Raw genomic sequence first — 16155 nt, 5'->3', positions numbered from 1 at the left:
CGAGGATAACGAAATGGAAAGAAGAAAATTTCTCCAGCTCAGCGGTGCCGGCCTGGGTGTTTCCATGTTGCCGCTGTCCGGCAATCTGGTCGCCGAGAGCAAACTGACGCAAAGCGGTATTGATCTCTCTGTAAAAAAAGAATTTGCCGATGTCGCCCTGAATACCGCCACTAAACTCGGCGCCACTTATGCCGATGTGCGTATTGGTCGCTACCTGAACCAATACGTGATCACCCGCGAGATGAAAGTGCAGGACGTGGTGAACACCGAATCTATCGGCATGGGGATTCGGGTTATTGCCAACGGCACCTGGGGCTTTGCTGCCACCAATGACCTGACAGCCGATGGCGTTGCTCGCGCCACCCGCCAGGCAGTAGCTACCGCCAAGGCCAACTCCAAGTACCAGCAGGAGCCCGTACAGTTGGCTCCGGTAAAAGGCCACGGCGAGGTGAGCTGGCAGACACCCATCCAGAAAAACGCTATGCAGATCCCCCTGGCCGACAAGGTGGACCTGTTAATGGACGTGAACAAGTCCGCTATGGATGCCGGCGCCAGCTATATCAACTCCATGTTGTACCTGGTGAATGAACAAAAGTATTTTGCCTCTACCGACGGCTCCTATATCGACCAGGACGTTCACCGTTTGTGGGCGCCCTTCTCGGTCACCGCAGTGGACAAGAAAACTGGCGGTTTCCGTACCCGCCAGGGCCTCAGCCAGCCGGTAGGACGCGGCTTTGAATACCTGGATGGCCGCGCCGAAGACAAGATCCAAGCACAGACAGTGCTCTACCGCGACTCCTACGATATGGCCGAAGACGCACGCCTGGCGGCGCAACAAGCCAAGGAAAAGCTTACGGCTAAATCGGTCAAACCGGGCAAGTACGACCTGGTGCTGGACCCAAGCCACCTCTGGCTCACCATCCACGAATCCGTCGGCCACCCACTGGAGCTGGACCGCGTGCTCGGCTACGAGGCCAATTTTGCCGGTACCTCTTTCGCCACTATCGATAAATGGCGCAGCGGCAAATTCCAATACGGCAGCGACAAGGTCAACCTGTTTGCCGATAAGGTACAGCCCGGCTCTCTCGGCGCCGTCGGCTACGACGATGAAGGCGTGAAGACCCGCAACTGGGATCTGGTAAAAGACGGTGTGCTGGTGAACTATCAGGCCACCCGCGACCAGGTACATATGCTGGGGCAAAAGGAATCCCACGGCTGCTGCTACGCCGACAGCTGGTCCAGCGTGCAATTCCAGCGCATGTCCAACGTTTCGCTGTTGCCTGGCAAGGAGGAGCTGAGCGTCGACGATATGATCAAGGATGTGGAGAAAGGCATTTATATTGTGGGTGCCGGTTCCTTCTCCATCGATCAGCAGCGCTACAACTTCCAGTTTGGTGGACAACTGTTCTACGAGATTGAAGACGGCAAGATTACCGGCATGGTGGAGGATGTCGCCTACCAGTCCAACACCCAGGAATTCTGGAATGCCTGTTCGCAGGTCTGCGGCAAAGATGATTATCGTCTGGGTGGTTCCTTCTTTGACGGTAAGGGACAGCCGATGCAAACCAGTGCCGTGTCCCACGGTAGTTCCACAGCACGCTTCGACGGTATCAATGTGATCAATACCAAGCGCAAGCTGGGCTAACCACTGATCCACACGGGAGCTGGCCAGCAAACCAGTCAGCTCCCAGTATTGAAAATAAATGGGTAGAAGGAAAGAAGGTGCTCCGTTCGAGACCGTATGAGGCATGGATGCCGATTACGAGCGTACAGGGATGTATTTACAGCGTGTCTCGAACGGAGCACTTTCTTTCCTTTGCTCTCAACAATAAAAACCAACGCAGTAACAGAGTTATCCCGTGTCCCTCACCCGCAAGGCTTTTCTTCAGCGCCTGATCCTGGGTAGCTGCGCCGCAGCGCTGCCTCTGGGCACACGCGCACAAAATACAGCACCGGGTAGTGCACAGGAGCACTACGATTTTTATTTCACCCGCTTGATGTACGAATCCGGTGACTGGGATGTGGATCAGCGCATGCCCTCCAACCTGCTCAATTCACTGGTGGAATACACCAATCTCAGGGTTGATCCCAAAGAGCACATAGTGCCGCTGGCCGATAAGAAAATGCTGCTGGCGCCTTTCTGCTACCTGGCCGGACACAAGCTGGTGCAGTTCACCACGGAAGAGGCAAAGAATTTTCGCGATTACGTCAATCGCGGTGGCTTTGTATTTGTCGACGACTGCAACCACGATATCGACGGTCTCTTTGCCAAATCCTTCGAAGCACAAATGGCCGAGCTGTTTGGCGAAGACTGCCTGCAAAAGCTCCCAGACGATCACGACCTCTACCGCTGTTTCTTTCAATTCGATGAACTGCCGGTAACCAGCTTTGAATTAAATGGCTGGGGTGATGATCTGGTACATGACTACCTGAAAGCCATTATTGTTAACGGCCGTATCGCCGTGCTCTACAGCAACAAAGATTTCGGCTGCGAATGGGACTACGACTACCGCAACAAACGCTGGCTCGCCATCGATAACACAAAATTTGCGGTGAACATTGTTATTTACGCACTGACGAGCTGATTATGCTGACCACCCTGGAAAATAGTATCGAAGAACAACTGCACAGCCTCGACAATCTTCAACAGGAAATTGCGCGGGTGATTGTCGGCCAAAAACCCGTAGTGGAACAGATGCTGATCTGTCTGTTGGCCGGCGGCCACGCCCTACTCGAAGGGGTGCCGGGGCTGGGTAAAACCCTGCTGGTAAAAACCCTCGCCGATGCCAGTGCGCTGGATTTTAAGCGGGTACAGTTCACCCCGGATTTAATGCCCGGAGATATTCTCGGCAGTGAGATTCTCGAAGAGGATCACAGCACAGGCAAGCGCTTTTTTAAATTCCAGCAGGGCCCGGTTTTCACCAATATCCTGCTCGCCGATGAAATTAACCGCACACCGCCGAAAACCCAGGCAGCCCTATTGGAGTCCATGCAGGAAGGCTCAGTAACCGTGGGCGGTAAAACACTGAAATTGCCCGATCCCTATTTCGTACTGGCCACACAAAATCCCATCGAACAGGCTGGCACCTATCCCCTGCCAGAAGCTCAACTGGACCGCTTCCTGTTAAATATTCATATCGACTATCCCGATGAGCGGGATGAAGTTGAAATCCTGCGCTCCACCACCGGTGCCAGCAGGGTCAAACCCAGCCCCAGCCTGGATGCGGAGCAATTGCGCGAAATGCAGAAACTGGTGCGGGAAATTCATGTAAGCGACGATTTGTACCGCTACGTGGCGGCACTAGTGCGCGCTACCCGTATGGAAACCAGCGGCAGCGATACCCTGCAACAGTGGATCAAGTGGGGCGCCGGCCCTCGCGCGGGGCAGGCTCTGATTCTCGCCGCCAAGGCACGGGCCCTTTTGCAACGACGCCTCGCCGTCACCCGCGAGGATATCCGCAGCTTGTTACTGCCAGTGCTGCGCCACCGGGTGTTGCTCAGCTTCCAGGCCCAGGCCGATGGCGTGCAGATGCCACAACTGATTGATGAATTACTGACGGCGGTGCCGGAACCGGGCCGGGACTGATCAGCGTGGAATACCTGTCCCCCAAAACCCTGGCCAGTTGTCGCGATCTGGTGTGGCTGTCGCGGCATGTCGCCGAGGGCGTAATGCTCGGTGTGCAACACAGCCAGCGCCGTGGAACCGGCCTGGAATTTCATCAATACCGAGGCTATCAAGCGGGTGATTCCATCCGCCATATCGACTGGAAACTGTTTGCCCGCAGTGATCGCTACTATGTGCGCGAGACCGAGCAGGAGAGCCGTATGCACGTGTGCTTTGTGCTCGATAGCAGCGCCTCCCTGAGCCAGGCAAGCTTTGTCGAGCCCAGCCTGAATAAACTGCATTACGCCAAGTGCTGGATTGCCAGCCTATGCTGGCTGCTCAACGCCCAGGGAGACAGCTATTCCCTATTGGCGTTTAACAGCCGTCGGACGGTTTATGTGCCCGAAGGCCAGGGCGAGAGCCACCAGCGTCAAATCGCTCTTCAGCTACAACAACTCGACGCCAGCGACCACTGGCCAGATCACACTCAACTGGCGCCACTGTGGCAATACTTTGAGCGGCCCTGTCAGGTAGTGTTACTGAGTGATTTTTTTGAACAGGGTAATGAGATCGGCGATTTTGCCGCACGCCTGCATGCCGCCGGCCGCCCCTGCCTGCCACTGCAATTGTTAATTGAGGCAGAACAGACTTTTCCTTTTGGCGGAGAGCTAAAGCTGCTCAATCCAGAAGTAAGCGCCAGTACTCCCGCTACTTTAGAAGTGGATGCCGAGCGGCAACGCCAGTCTTACCTGGATGCTTTTGCTCAAGCGCAGAGCGAGTTAAAAGCACGCTTTGCCACACAGGAGTGTTCACTGCAGACCGACCTTATCGAGCAGCCTGTGGAAAAGTCACTGCGGCAATTTATTCAACTGCACGGCAGGTTGTGCTGAGATGTTGTGGATAAATAACTTATTTCAATCCCCACAGTGGCTATGGCTATTCACAGCCCTGATTATTCCTATCGCCATTCATTTGCTGCGCCGAAGTAATCCACAGCAGATCTCCTTTGCTGCGCTGCAATGGGTACAAAGATATTCACAGAGTCGCGCGCGCCGCCCTATTGTGGATAACAAGTGGTTGCTGCTATTGCGCCTGCTAATCGTCGTACTGCTGGCAGGTTTATTGGCACAGCCGCTGATTAAACGGGAAATTTATCCCCAAGAGGGCGTGATACTGGTAGACCCCAGAATTGGGGCGGGCGAAGCGAATACATTTATCCACAATTCACTGCCACAGCTTGTCGGGGAAGGTTATAAAGTACTGTGGTTATCCCCAGAAACACCTTCCGTAACCTCACCCCCACCACAAAATGTGGACCTGTGGAAAACTCTATCAGTACTATCACGCCGGGCGGATTTGCGCAGGGCTCATATCCTGTTGATAAACAACGGGGTTCCAGCATCCCACCAGGCACTAAGAGTCAGTCCCCATTGGCAGTGGCACGGCCTCGACAAAACATCCATAGCTCCGAGCCCGGTATTACCGAGTATCGCTTTAATGGGCAAACCACCCAGCTGGTGGGCGCCAGTGCTGGAAGACTGGCAAAGCAATATGCCGGGACTATCGGTGCATATTCAGGAACAAGAAGAGACACCCAATGCCGAGCAGGCAGATTGGTTGATCTACACGGGCCCCGCTCCCCTGCCACAAGCCGTGCTGGAATTTGTTTCAGATGGCAGCCTGTTAATCACCGACAACAGCATCCCCCCTGCCGATAATCTCAACTTCGTTGCTGTGGATAACAGCCAGTCAGCTCAGGCGGCCTCAGTGGGACGGGGAAGTTGGCTGCGCTACGAAAGTGACTGGTATAGCGAGGCCTTTTATCGCCGCTCGGATTTACCTGAACGCTTATGGCAGCAGTGGTCTGGGCAAGACTGGGCTCTGCAACACCAAAATCGTGGCCACTGGTCTGCCAATAAAGCAGTGGCAGGCCTTCCTGTAGAAGACAGCGAGGTGGAAAACCGTCGTACTGAACAACTGCAACCCTGGTTAATTATCGCCCTACTGTTACTTCTGGCCTTTGAACGCCTAATTGCCCTATCTCGCCCCCCAGCCATCATGGCAACCGATAGTAACGGGGAGGCCGACCATGCATAAGCACCAGTCCACCCTTAACGCTGTGCGCAGGCGCTGGCAACTGACAGCCCTGCGGCCCTATCTCTGGCTTGCCACTGGCCTCAGCCTTCTGGCTAGCTTGGGCATTTTTGTATTCGGCTGGCCACAGTGGCTATTGCTCGCCTGGCTCGGAATTATTGTTGTAGCAATTCTATTGGATCGCAGCTGGCGCCCAAGCCCTGAAAACCTATGTCGACAGTTGGATGGACAATATCCACAGCTGCAAGACAGCAGCCAGTTGCTTAGCCAACAGAAAACCAACCTAAGTCCATTGCAGCAATTACAGCGCACGCGTATCGAAACAGCGCTGCAACAACTGCTGGAAAGTGGCGACCGGTCGTCTTTCGGTCCAAAAAAACTCCGCAGTACCCTGACAAATGCATTCGGTGCCTGCCTGGGACTATTGTTATTTGTACTGGGCGATTCTCACTTCACCGTGGATAAAACTGAGACCACGCAACAAAATACAGCTATTCCCGTTGCCGATAAGCTCGCCATAACACGCGCGGCAACCCATATTCAGCCGCCCGCCTACACTGGGCTCACAGCCAACAACCAATCCCTACAAATCGATGTGCCGGAACAGTCTGCGGTCCAGTGGCAACTCGAATTAAATCAGCCGGTGCAAGGGCTGGAAATGTTGGCCGAAACTGAGCGCTTCGCCTTTTCTCCGCTAGGTAATCTACCCAGTAAAAAATGGCAATTACAACGCACTATCGCTAAGGCAGACTTTTACCAGCTTTCAGTGCAATTCGCGGAGAGCCAAATACTTTTGTCGGAAATCCATAATATTCGGGTGCATAAAGACAGTGCCCCGGAGTTTACCTTTGAGGCACCCAGCCTGCGCGTCGATACCATTCAAGGGAGCATCCAAGGTATTCCCGTGAAAGTAATAATTAGTGATGATTACCAGGTGAGTTCTGCAGATTTATTGGTCACCCTCGCCAGCGGCACCGGGGAAAATTTACGCTTTCGCGAAGAGCGTATTCCACTCACCAGTTTGCAATCCACTGCTTTATCAACAAGCCCCTCGGAAGATAAGAAAGCAGCTCGCTACGATTTCATCCTGCCCATCCACCAGTTTTCCATGGAAGCGGGAGATGAACTCTACTGGTATCTGGAAGCCAGGGATAACCGCGAGCCCAGCGCCAACGTTGCCAAGAGCCAACACTTTATCTTGCGCTGGCCGCAAGAAGAGATTTTCGGGCTGAGCGACAGCGAGGGTATGGCGATTAAAATATTGCCGGAGTACTTCCGCAGCCAACGCCAGCTGATTATTGATACCGAGGCCCTGCTATCCGAGCGAGAACAGCTGCATCCGGAGGCATTTCGCAAACGCTCCGAGGGTTTAGCCTATGAACAGAATTTGCTGCGCATGCGCTACGGCCGCTTTCTCGGCGAAGAGGATTCGGAAGCGGAGCATTCTGGCGCAGAGACCGAGGAGCACGATGATGAAGAGGAGTCCGAACACGGCCATAGCCACGATCATACAGAACAAGGTGAGCACCAGGCACATGGCGAAGAAAATGCGACTCCCTTCGTACAGCGGGATTCCCACTTCCAACAGGCAGCACGCATAGTCGCTTCCGCCGGGCATCAGCATGACAGCTCTGAACATGCCACCCTGTTCGACCCCCAGACCAAGGAGCTACTGCGCAACGCGCTGAATGCCATGTGGAGTTCCTGGCGCGACCTGTCGGTTATAGAGCCCCAGGCCTCCCTGCCCCATCAGCACCGGGCTCTGCGCTTTATCAAGGAAGTACAGCAGGCTTCGCGTATTTACTTACAGAGAATCGGGTTCGAGGCGCCCCCCATAGACGAAAGCCGCCGGCTTAGCGGTGAACGGGAAGACGTAGCGCCAGAAACTGTCGACAGTGCATTTGAACAAAAACAAAGAGCACAGGTACTCGCCCTAATGGCCCAGGTAGATGCTGGCGCCGAACTCGATACCGATCTGCTGGTGCAGATAAATGAGCTAGCCACAGAGCAATCACTGGATCTCGGCCTGGAGCTATCCAAACAGCTGCGTTTATACCAGCAGCGCCACCAGCAACCGAATTACATTGATTGCACAAACTCCCTGAATCAGCTGCTCTATCAGCTACTGCCAGCACCGGAATCTGCGCCCTCACTGCCTTTGCAAACTGAGGCCGACGGCCATTTCAGCCGTTGGCTACATCAGCAAGGGGAGAAGTCATTGTGATTGATTTCTTGATACCCGGCCTGTGCCTGTTGGCCTGCTTAGCATCACTCGTACTATTGCACCGCCGAGGTGCCAAGCCGTTCGACTATGGCCTGCAACTGGCGATTTGGTTGAGTGCCTGGATGCTCTGGCAGCCGCCGGCAATCATTCCCACCGAGCGCAATATCTCTATCGACAGCAAACAGCTGGCGAGCTCACATCCAATAAATCTCAATGGTGTGGAATATATCTCTCTCAATGGGGAGCCACTCGGCCGCGACAAACTTCGGGACCTGGCACCAGTGCGCCTGGAGCTATCGAATATCCAGGAATCTGATAGCGGCTGGGAATTCGACTGGCAGCGGCGAATTACCTTGGGTGATTCTTTAAAATTAAAGGTTCACAACAACCAGCCACTGACTGAAAACCTACAAATTAGTCTGCTCAATCCCTACGGCCATATTGAAGACAGTCTTGAGCTGAAAGTGGGAGAAGCAATTCAGGCACGACTCACTGCTACTCCAAAACTCGCGGGCCCCCAGCTATACCGGGTACGGACGGAAAGCGAAGCCGGCGAAACCCATACAGATCCTTTGCCCATCCTGGTGCGAGAACCGCTCCAACCCAAATTATTACTGTGGCTGGCACGTCCCTCTTTTGAGACGGCAGCCCTCTCTCGCTGGCTGCGCCAATCCGGTGTAACAGCACAAGTGATGACCCAGTTGGCACCTGAAATCATAAGAAAAGAAACTCTCAACGGCCTTCCACTTACCGGGTCTGCAGATTTATTCACGAATGAAAGTCCCTTCGATTTAGTGATACTCGACAGCAGTTTGTGGCCACAATTTTCTGCTCTGCAAAAGCGTCAGCTCAACGAGCTGGCCACTACAAAGTCACTGTTGTGGTTAGTCACTAGCGATAACTCTGAAGAGTTTCTCCAGTACGCTGCTGCCCAATCCATGCCTCTACAAAAGGAAGAAGCCACCCACTTACATTCCGGCTTTGGCTACCAAAAAGCGGACAATCCAGAGATTCCCCCACTGCGTAATCTTGGCTTCAAAGTCACACAGCCCGGCTCCTACGACTTTTTACTGGGCAATGGAGAGTCCCCACATTTCTGGGGGCGTTCGACTGAGACACAACACCTGGGGTTTATCCTATTTAGTGACAGCCATCGCTGGCTAACCAGTGGCTTTACTACTGAATTCGCCAGCCTGTGGAAGTCCATTATTGATTACCAACTCAAGCATTTGGGTAGTCAGCAGCCAGTAATCCTCTCCAATGAGTTACCGCGTACACAAGAACGCATCACCCTATGCAGCCCACTTTTTTCTGATCAGAGTCCATTCTTATCAGAGTTTCAAGATAGCTCCCGCTCTACCAGAGGAATCGCCGCAAGCAGAAGTTCCCAGGGTCAGTGCTACAGCTTCTGGCCCCAAAATTCAGGTTGGCACCAGCTTTGGACTGAATTGGAAGGGGAGTCGGTACTAGACTTCTATATCTTTGCCAAAGAGGACTGGCCTCTATGGCAGCAGTCCCTGAATGCCAGGGAAACCCAACTAATGGCTGCCGCACGTTTGGGGCCAGAAGCAAATAATCAGGCAAACAGGGTTTTGTTGGGGCGCCAATGGCCGGCCCTTATATTGCTGTTACTAGTGTGTATAAGCTGGTGGCGGGAACGCAGGCTTTTGAACAGATCACGACCCTGAGGGCTGCACCGAGGGCTTATTTCCGGGCTTAGCCTCTTGCTTGGGAAATATCATCTGGTCGACGGGATACCCCAAAGCTTTGGCCTTCTGCAAAAACTGCTCTAATACATCCTTGGGCATGGTTGGGGTGCGGGACAATATCCACAGATAGGATTTATCGTAGCCGGATACCATCGCATATTGGTAGTCATCCGATAAAGCAATCACGATATAGGATGAGTAGAAGGGGCCAAGAAAAGAGACTTTCAAATGGCCCACATTTTTCGGGCCGACAAACTCGGCCCTCCCCTCCGCCATTTGCCAGGCATCACGCGCTTTTGAATAGCCGGTATTGATCACCGCGACAGAACCATCATGGTTGAGACTGTAGTCGGCGGTTACCTGGGTCAGGCCGCGCTCGAATGAGTGATCCAATCGAGCAATCTCATACCAGTGACCTAAATATCGCTGTAGCTGGAAGTTTTGGACAGGCTCAACCCCCTCCGGCACCCGTGTACAGGCACCCAGCCAGAAAAAGGAAAGCAGTAATACACCCAGTGAAAACAGCTTCATCTAGCCACTCCCAGCAAGCTCCCCCTCAAGTCAGAATAGAAGGCAGGGGTTTCACAAGATCAGGATAGTTTCGGGAATCTGTATTTCACCCATAAAAAAACCACCGCGAGGGTGGTTTTTTTATCGCTGGACTGACCAACTTATTTTTCAACGAAAGCGCGCTCAATCACATACTCGTGAGGTACACCTGCGCGGGTCTCCTTGAATCCCCAGTCATCGAGGATATTGGTGAGATCCTTCAGCATTGCCGGGCTGCCGCACAGCATAAAGCGATCTTCCTCAACACTCGGCTTGGGCACACCCAGATCGGTGAAAAGCTTTCCGGACAGCATGAGATCAGTCAGGCGGCCAGTATTCCGATAGGGCTCACGGGTCACGGTTGGGTAGTAAAGCAGTTGCTCGCGTACCATCTCGCCAAAGTACTCGTGTTCCGGCAATTCGTTCTCGATCTGCTCCTGGTAAGCCAGCTCAGAAACATAGCGAACACCGTGAGTAAGGATTACCTGGTCAAAACGCTCGTAGACCGTGGGATCTTTGATGATGCTCATGAAAGGTGCCAAGCCAGTACCCGTGGACAGCAACCACAGGCGTTTGCCCGGCAGCAGGTGGTCCGCCACCAGAGTACCGGTGGGTTTTTGGCTCACGTAGATCTCATCGCCCGGCACAATCTTCTGCAGGCGGGAGGTCAGGGGGCCGTCGGGAACCTTGATACTGAAGAATTCCAACTCGTCTTCGTAGTTGGCACTGGCAATAGAGTAGGCGCGCAGCAGCGGACGGCCATTGTCCTGCTGCAAACCGATCATCGTGAAATGTCCGTTCTCAAAGCGAAAACCCGAATCCCGGGTGGTCTTGAAGCTAAACAGTGTGTCGTTCCAGTGATGGACTTCCAACACCTTCTCTATATTCAATTTGGACATAAACTTAAAACCGGTTATTCCACGAGTCTCTTGATAGTTGAATTTTAGCCCTAGAAGATCTATTGGCAAAGTGGGATATTTCGATATTCCTTATCTATTTTAACGATCAACTGGAGATATCCCCTTGCGCTACACGCTCCGCCAGTTAGAGGTGTTCCTTGCCTGTGCCCATCACGAGAATGTCAGTCGTGCTGCGGAGAGCCTGAGTATGTCCCAGTCCGCAGCCTCCACAGCGCTGAAAGAGTTTGAACAGCAGTTTGAGTTGCGCCTGTTCGAGCGCACCGGTAAGCGATTGCGTCTCAATGAACTGGGACGGCAATTGTGGCCAAGGGCGGAAGAACTCCTGGAGCGAGCCCAGGAACTTGAGCAGACACTGGCCACTCACCGGGAACTGGGAAGCCTGAAGATCGGCGCCACCCTAACTATTGGCAACTACCTCGCAGCCAGTGTGATGGCTCGTTATATGGAAGAGCAACCCGGCACTCAGGTACAACTTGAAGTTGCCAATACCGCAGCGATTGCCGAGAGGGTACTCAATTTTGAATTGGATCTGGGATTAATCGAGGGAGAGATCAACCACCCGGATCTGGAAATCATCCCCTGGCGCCATGATGAGCTGGTTGTTTTCTGTGCGCCAAATCATCCTTTAGCGAAGCGCAAACGACTGACAGACAAGGATCTTCTCCGAGCGACCTGGCTCACTCGTGAGTCCGGCTCTGGCACCCGACAAACGTTCGAAAGAGCCATGGCAGGGCTATTGCCACAACTACATATCCTATTGGAATTGCAGCATACAGAAGCGATCAAGCGAGCCGTGGAAGCGGGGCTGGGAATCAGCTGTCTTTCCCGGGTTTCATTGGCTGATGCGTTAAAGAGAGCCTCACTAGTGGAGCTGTCTGTACCCCACCGTGACTTACATAGAGAGTTTTACTTTGTGTTACACCGGCAAAAATACCGTAGTGCGGGCATTAAGCGTTGGCTAGAACTTTGCCAACAAATATAAAAAGCCATCTCGGAGACGGCTTTTCCAGCAATAGAGCTACCTCGCGGTCTTCAACTATTTCCTTGAAAATAGACTTCCAAAGAAATCACCGTCGTACCAATATGGTTGACTGTCGGCATCGGCAACTTGCCGGGCAATCAGGTAATTTACCTTGGTAAATTGCTCAGCCGCCTCATAATTAATCTGCTCGTCCGCAGCATCCCCTGGCTTGTGGTAGCGCTCGCGGAAGAAAGCCATCTGTGCAGCAGTACCATCCACACTGGGGTCTTTTGCCTCCCTTCCGGTAATCAAGTAGATTGAGGGCACTCCGCGACGGACAAAATTGTAGTGGTCACTGCGCACGAAGATAACTTCCTCCGGCATAGGATCGGGACTGAGTTTAAGCCCGGAACGGTTTGCAGCCTCCTCCGCAACTCGCCCCAAAGATGAATGTTCAGCACCGAAAGCAATAATATCGCGGAATGGATAGAGCAGCATGGGCATATCAAGGTTGATATTGGCTACGATCGATTCCAGTGGCACCGTGGGGTACTCGGCAAAATAATCCGATCCCAGCAAACCTTTTTCCTCTGCGGTAACAGCAACGAACAGCAGTGATCTTCGAGGATTTTGCCCAGATTCAACAAAAAGACGTGCGGTTTCCAACATCACCGCGATACCGGCAGCGTTATCCTGGGCTCCGTAGTAAATCTCGCCGTCCTCTTTCTTTCCAACATGATCCAGGTGTGCGGAAAAAACAACATATTCATCTTTCAGGAGTGGATCACTTCCCGGTAAAACGGCCACTACATTCGGGCTGGTTACGCGCTTGTGGTTAGAGCTGCTGCTCATTTTTGCACGGTAACTAAGGGGGAAGCCTTCTGGAGTTTTTCCTTGCTCGATATCGGCAAAAATACTTTCAAGACTGCGCTCAGCGCCATCAAACAGCTTGCCGCCTGCAGTGATGCTCAACATAACTCCCGGGTGCATCCCCGGGATTGCACTACCGGGCATACCAGTCTTTTTCACCCAGTCAAAAGTGTCGTCAAAACGGTGCTTCGCATAGTAGTCAAATGGGCGGCGTTTCTCCCGCTCAGGCGTATACAGGCGAACAAAACCCACAGCGCCATGTATTGCGGCAACCTGGCGTTTGGTGCGAGGAGAGGAGTGGTGAGCCCCCACTTCACTGGGCAAGCTCTGCGGCCGGCCTGCTAACACAACGACAATCTTTCCCTGTACATCCAGGCCGTGATAGTCATTAATGCCAAAATCCGGAGCCTCAATACCGTAACCGACAAATACCAACTCGGCATTGATCTGCGAGCGCTCACTCAGTGCGGAGGGCGATGCTAGAAAGTCCTCGCCAAATTGCATGGCGATTTCATCGTTCTGGCCCTCTAAGACAAATTCAGGATCACTCCCATCCCAACTGGCACTGCGAAAAGGCACTTCCTGGAAGTAACCTTGCTCCCCTGCTGGAATCAGCCCCATCTTTTTAAATTGGCCAGCCACATACTGTGCCGCTTGGCGATAACCCTCGCTACCGGTATCGCGACCCTCTAGTTCCGCTGATGCGAGGAAATTGATATCTCTACGGATGTAATCACTATCTGCAATGGGGCCAGTGCTGTTAATGCTGGAGGTGGTACAAGCCACCAATAGTGCCATAGCCAGGGCACCCAATAGACTTTTAACTCTCATGGGGAGTGCTACTTCTCAGGAATACAAAGCGTGATTGTTGATACGGACAGGTCATTTGAAATCGCACCACTACAGGTGCTTGTGGACCGTCGAGCAATTGCCCATCTTACCACGATTTAGGGCAATCTAAGCTGAGGCCCAGTGAGCTGCGCCCTGACTGTACTCGCTAAACTCATCTATGCAGCCTTCCCCAAACCGGGGAACGCTTGTCCAACCGCATAAGCTACTTTCTCGTAGGCATTATCCGCACAAAAATCTCCATGAGCCGCAAGAAAGTGCAAAAATGGCTGCCTTAGGATTTGTTCGAAGTCGTACTTCAACCACAGCCTGGGATTTTTATCACTTGGTGTCACCCTTGCTCTCCAGGAGGGAGCAATCTGCATACCTCGGCGGATACCAGAAAACCTCAGCAGGTTTTTACCAAACCAGGTACATCCATTCCATGACTGCCAGTACTGCAGGGCATCACAACTGACCAGTAGTCCGCCACTAAACGGGAGCCACAATACGGCTTCTGGAAACTGACTTTGGGAAAAGACAATAAAGCGCCCCCCCGGTATTGGACAAACATCCTCCTGTCGCAACACCTTATCTGCTTTTGGCGGATAAAAATCTGAGCCGCGCTGTGTCCAAAAGGTAAGATCAAAGTGGTCTCTGTAGTAGAGATCATCACGTCCATGGTGATAGCCGAGCCGTATCGCGTGACTCACACGCCCAAGATCTTTTAACTTTTCCTCCTGCTGTGGACGCAATCTGATGGGATTAATCAAGGTAAGGTGATCCTGCCAGCGAGCGATTCCCATATTGCGATTGATAGTGACCCCCGGCGCTAGTTTGATAGTTCCGGGAACATAAAAAAAATTAGGCAACAGTTGGCGAATCTCGCCGTGGGGCTCTGTGGGGGGATAGTTGATACGCACTGGCAGGCTACATATCAGCTATATTGAACTCGATTTCGAATACCGCGCAGAATTTTTACTGCAAATTCCGCGCGCTCATCAGGGACAAAAATGTGGTCACGGTGTAGTGTGGATACCACGCTGGTATCTATTCCAGCCTCCATTAATTCCTGGGCGACCACAGGAATAACCCGCACCGCATCAAGACCAGCCAGGATCTGCAAAGTGATTTGGCGAAAGGGGGCGCTTGCGGCAATATCTAATTGCCGAGCCGAACGTTGAGGCAGTATCACACTCATTCCCTCACCTTCTCGGAAGAAACACAAACTCTCTGACAAAATATCTGTAAACCGACTATCTGAAACCTGACAAAACACATAGATTTCATCGTGCAGCTTGGGATACAAAGTTCTCAATGCTCTCACTACGGATAGATCAGCTTTCATGCTTTCTTTGCCGTCTGGAAGTTTTCTCCAACCTGATTAATACGACCGGTTTCTACACGGTCGCACTGCTTTTGGATCAATCTTTCTGATTAATACCTGTTTTCAGGTGAAAATAGTCCAACTCTAAAACTACTTTTTGTGGGCTCTCTATTACCCGGCAGAGTATTTTAATTTGGAAAAAATAAGATCACGCATTTTTTTAGAATTATTTTCCTAACAGAGCTGGCAGTTTAATAACTAAATCTTTTTATGAGTTTTCCTGAAGCTTAGAAAAGTCGGATTTTAGCTGGTGGAAAGTTAAAAATATATTAATGGGATTACTTCTTATTGAGAGAAGTTGACCCAATGACTGTGAGAAGTTACGGATTTCTCAGCTCTTCACCATCAAATTCCGGTTCATTGGGTGCCGGAGTTGTATCCACTTCCGACGAATCCTGTTCAACCTCCCAGCTCTTCAGCACCGCATCAATATCCTTTTCCAGTCGCACACGGGGAAATTTGGGGCAGGGTGAATCTCTATCTGGATCATGCCATGCGGATAGGGGGGCTACAAAAACTACGTAGGATTTATGCAGGCGATTTCGCCCAATACTCACTTCTGTCCATGTTGTTTGCCAGGCAAACTTTCCCCTTACCGCATAGTCGCTTTCGTAGGATTTTAAAGTGAGAAAATAGGGGTAAATCTTCCCTCGCTTGCAAATAATTCTGCGTCCGGTCTTTATATTGGCCATTTGAGTAAATGGATCAAAATACCAATTAATATCGTATCCAAATACGAATTGCATCTCTCCATTTTGCCTTAAAAAAGCGTAGGATCTCCCAGTGCCATCGGGCTTGAGACTCCAGACATGCCGCGCTTCACCATCGCGGGAAATCAGCCAGGCCCCAACCCATTGACTGGCATCGTAGCGTGATTTTGCATGCCAGCCTTCATTGAGTGTTTTTCGTTTCTCTTCACTGGCATTTGCACTTACGACAAAAATTAGCAGTGGCAGGAAGAGATAGAATTTTATCCATTCCCACCCACTACTCATCTTTTCCACGCACG

At 52.1% G+C, this 16155-nt stretch carries 14 protein-coding genes; 8 read left to right on the top strand and 6 right to left on the bottom strand.

What is annotated here, in order from left to right:
• Positions 1–13 precede the first annotated feature (13 nt).
• The 7 genes from ACJJI4_RS21160 (at position 14) to ACJJI4_RS21130 (ending at position 9610) form a co-directional block, all read left to right on the top strand.
• Positions 14–1645 (top strand): TldD/PmbA family protein, encoded by a 1632-nt coding sequence (locus tag ACJJI4_RS21160; RefSeq protein WP_444891653.1) that lies wholly within the window; start codon positions 14–16, stop codon positions 1643–1645.
• Between the two features lie 214 nt (positions 1646–1859).
• Positions 1860–2585 carry a DUF4159 domain-containing protein gene (locus ACJJI4_RS21155; protein ID WP_444915070.1) on the top strand — a complete coding sequence of 242 codons (726 nt, stop codon included), beginning with the start codon at positions 1860–1862 and terminating at the stop codon, positions 2583–2585.
• A 2-nt stretch (positions 2586–2587) separates the two neighbouring features.
• On the top strand, positions 2588–3586 hold the full coding sequence (locus tag ACJJI4_RS21150) for an AAA family ATPase (protein WP_444891654.1): 999 nt from the start codon (positions 2588–2590) through the stop codon (positions 3584–3586).
• Positions 3587–3591: 5 nt separating this feature from the next.
• The gene (locus ACJJI4_RS21145) at positions 3592–4494 is read left to right on the top strand and encodes a DUF58 domain-containing protein (protein WP_444926369.1); all 903 of its coding nucleotides are present in this window, start codon (positions 3592–3594) and stop codon (positions 4492–4494) included.
• Position 4495: 1 nt separating this feature from the next.
• Positions 4496–5701, top strand: coding sequence for a BatA domain-containing protein (locus ACJJI4_RS21140; protein WP_444926368.1), 1206 nt, complete (start codon positions 4496–4498; stop codon positions 5699–5701).
• Positions 5694–7922: a hypothetical protein gene (locus tag ACJJI4_RS21135; RefSeq protein ID WP_444926367.1), complete on the top strand. Its 2229-nt coding sequence runs from the start codon at positions 5694–5696 to the stop codon at positions 7920–7922. The genes ACJJI4_RS21140 and ACJJI4_RS21135 overlap by 8 nt, the downstream gene beginning before the upstream one ends.
• On the top strand, positions 7919–9610 hold the full coding sequence (locus tag ACJJI4_RS21130) for a hypothetical protein (RefSeq protein WP_444926366.1): 1692 nt from the start codon (positions 7919–7921) through the stop codon (positions 9608–9610). The genes ACJJI4_RS21135 and ACJJI4_RS21130 overlap by 4 nt, the downstream gene beginning before the upstream one ends.
• Here ACJJI4_RS21130 and ACJJI4_RS21125 read toward each other — a convergent pair.
• On the bottom strand, positions 9599–10162 hold the full coding sequence (locus ACJJI4_RS21125; protein WP_444926365.1) for a lipocalin family protein: 564 nt from the start codon (positions 10160–10162) through the stop codon (positions 9599–9601). The genes ACJJI4_RS21130 and ACJJI4_RS21125 overlap by 12 nt on opposite strands.
• A 140-nt stretch (positions 10163–10302) precedes the next feature.
• Complete coding sequence (locus ACJJI4_RS21120) at positions 10303–11079, bottom strand: ferredoxin--NADP reductase (RefSeq protein WP_282930466.1); 777 nt, start codon at positions 11077–11079, stop codon at positions 10303–10305.
• A 124-nt stretch (positions 11080–11203) separates the two neighbouring features.
• On the opposite strand from ACJJI4_RS21120, the gene ACJJI4_RS21115 reads away from it, so the two are divergent.
• Positions 11204–12082, top strand: coding sequence for a LysR family transcriptional regulator (locus tag ACJJI4_RS21115; RefSeq protein ID WP_444926364.1), 879 nt, complete (start codon positions 11204–11206; stop codon positions 12080–12082).
• 54 nt (positions 12083–12136) lie between these two features.
• Here the strand turns inward: ACJJI4_RS21115 and ACJJI4_RS21110 are convergent, their stop codons facing one another.
• From ACJJI4_RS21110 to ACJJI4_RS21095, 4 genes are all read right to left on the bottom strand, one after another.
• Positions 12137–13762 carry a M28 family metallopeptidase gene (locus ACJJI4_RS21110; protein ID WP_444926363.1) on the bottom strand — a complete coding sequence of 542 codons (1626 nt, stop codon included), beginning with the start codon at positions 13760–13762 and terminating at the stop codon, positions 12137–12139.
• Between the two features lie 176 nt (positions 13763–13938).
• A complete protein-coding gene (locus ACJJI4_RS21105) occupies positions 13939–14682 on the bottom strand; it encodes a hypothetical protein (RefSeq protein ID WP_444906748.1) in 744 nt (247 codons plus the stop codon).
• 14 nt (positions 14683–14696) lie between these two features.
• Positions 14697–15107, bottom strand: coding sequence for an ACT domain-containing protein (locus tag ACJJI4_RS21100; protein WP_444911866.1), 411 nt, complete (start codon positions 15105–15107; stop codon positions 14697–14699).
• Positions 15108–15466: 359 nt separating this feature from the next.
• Complete coding sequence (locus ACJJI4_RS21095; protein ID WP_282930497.1) at positions 15467–16141, bottom strand: hypothetical protein; 675 nt, start codon at positions 16139–16141, stop codon at positions 15467–15469.
• Positions 16142–16155 lie beyond the last annotated feature (14 nt).

Source organism: Microbulbifer maximicatervae (SeqCode) (assembly GCF_052467305.1).
This window is presented reverse-complemented; position numbering and strand designations above follow the sequence as displayed.

Bases quoted from the DNA above. Each gene is read 5' to 3' on its own strand.
- ACJJI4_RS21125 (WP_444926365.1), bottom strand. From the start codon at position 10,162: ATGAAGCTGTTTTCACTGGGTGTATTACTGCTTTCCTTTTTCTGGCTG.
- ACJJI4_RS21120 (WP_282930466.1), bottom strand. From the start codon at position 11,079: ATGTCCAAATTGAATATAGAGAAGGTGTTGGAAGTCCATCACTGGAAC.
- ACJJI4_RS21100 (WP_444911866.1), bottom strand. From the start codon at position 15,107: ATGAAAGCTGATCTATCCGTAGTGAGAGCATTGAGAACTTTGTATCCC.
- ACJJI4_RS21135 (WP_444926367.1), top strand. From the start codon at position 5,694: ATGCATAAGCACCAGTCCACCCTTAACGCTGTGCGCAGGCGCTGGCAA.
- ACJJI4_RS21150 (WP_444891654.1), top strand. From the start codon at position 2,588: ATGCTGACCACCCTGGAAAATAGTATCGAAGAACAACTGCACAGCCTC.
- ACJJI4_RS21110 (WP_444926363.1), bottom strand. From the start codon at position 13,762: ATGAGAGTTAAAAGTCTATTGGGTGCCCTGGCTATGGCACTATTGGTG.
- ACJJI4_RS21095 (WP_282930497.1), bottom strand. From the start codon at position 16,141: ATGAGTAGTGGGTGGGAATGGATAAAATTCTATCTCTTCCTGCCACTG.
- ACJJI4_RS21160 (WP_444891653.1), top strand. From the start codon at position 14: ATGGAAAGAAGAAAATTTCTCCAGCTCAGCGGTGCCGGCCTGGGTGTT.
- ACJJI4_RS21140 (WP_444926368.1), top strand. From the start codon at position 4,496: ATGTTGTGGATAAATAACTTATTTCAATCCCCACAGTGGCTATGGCTA.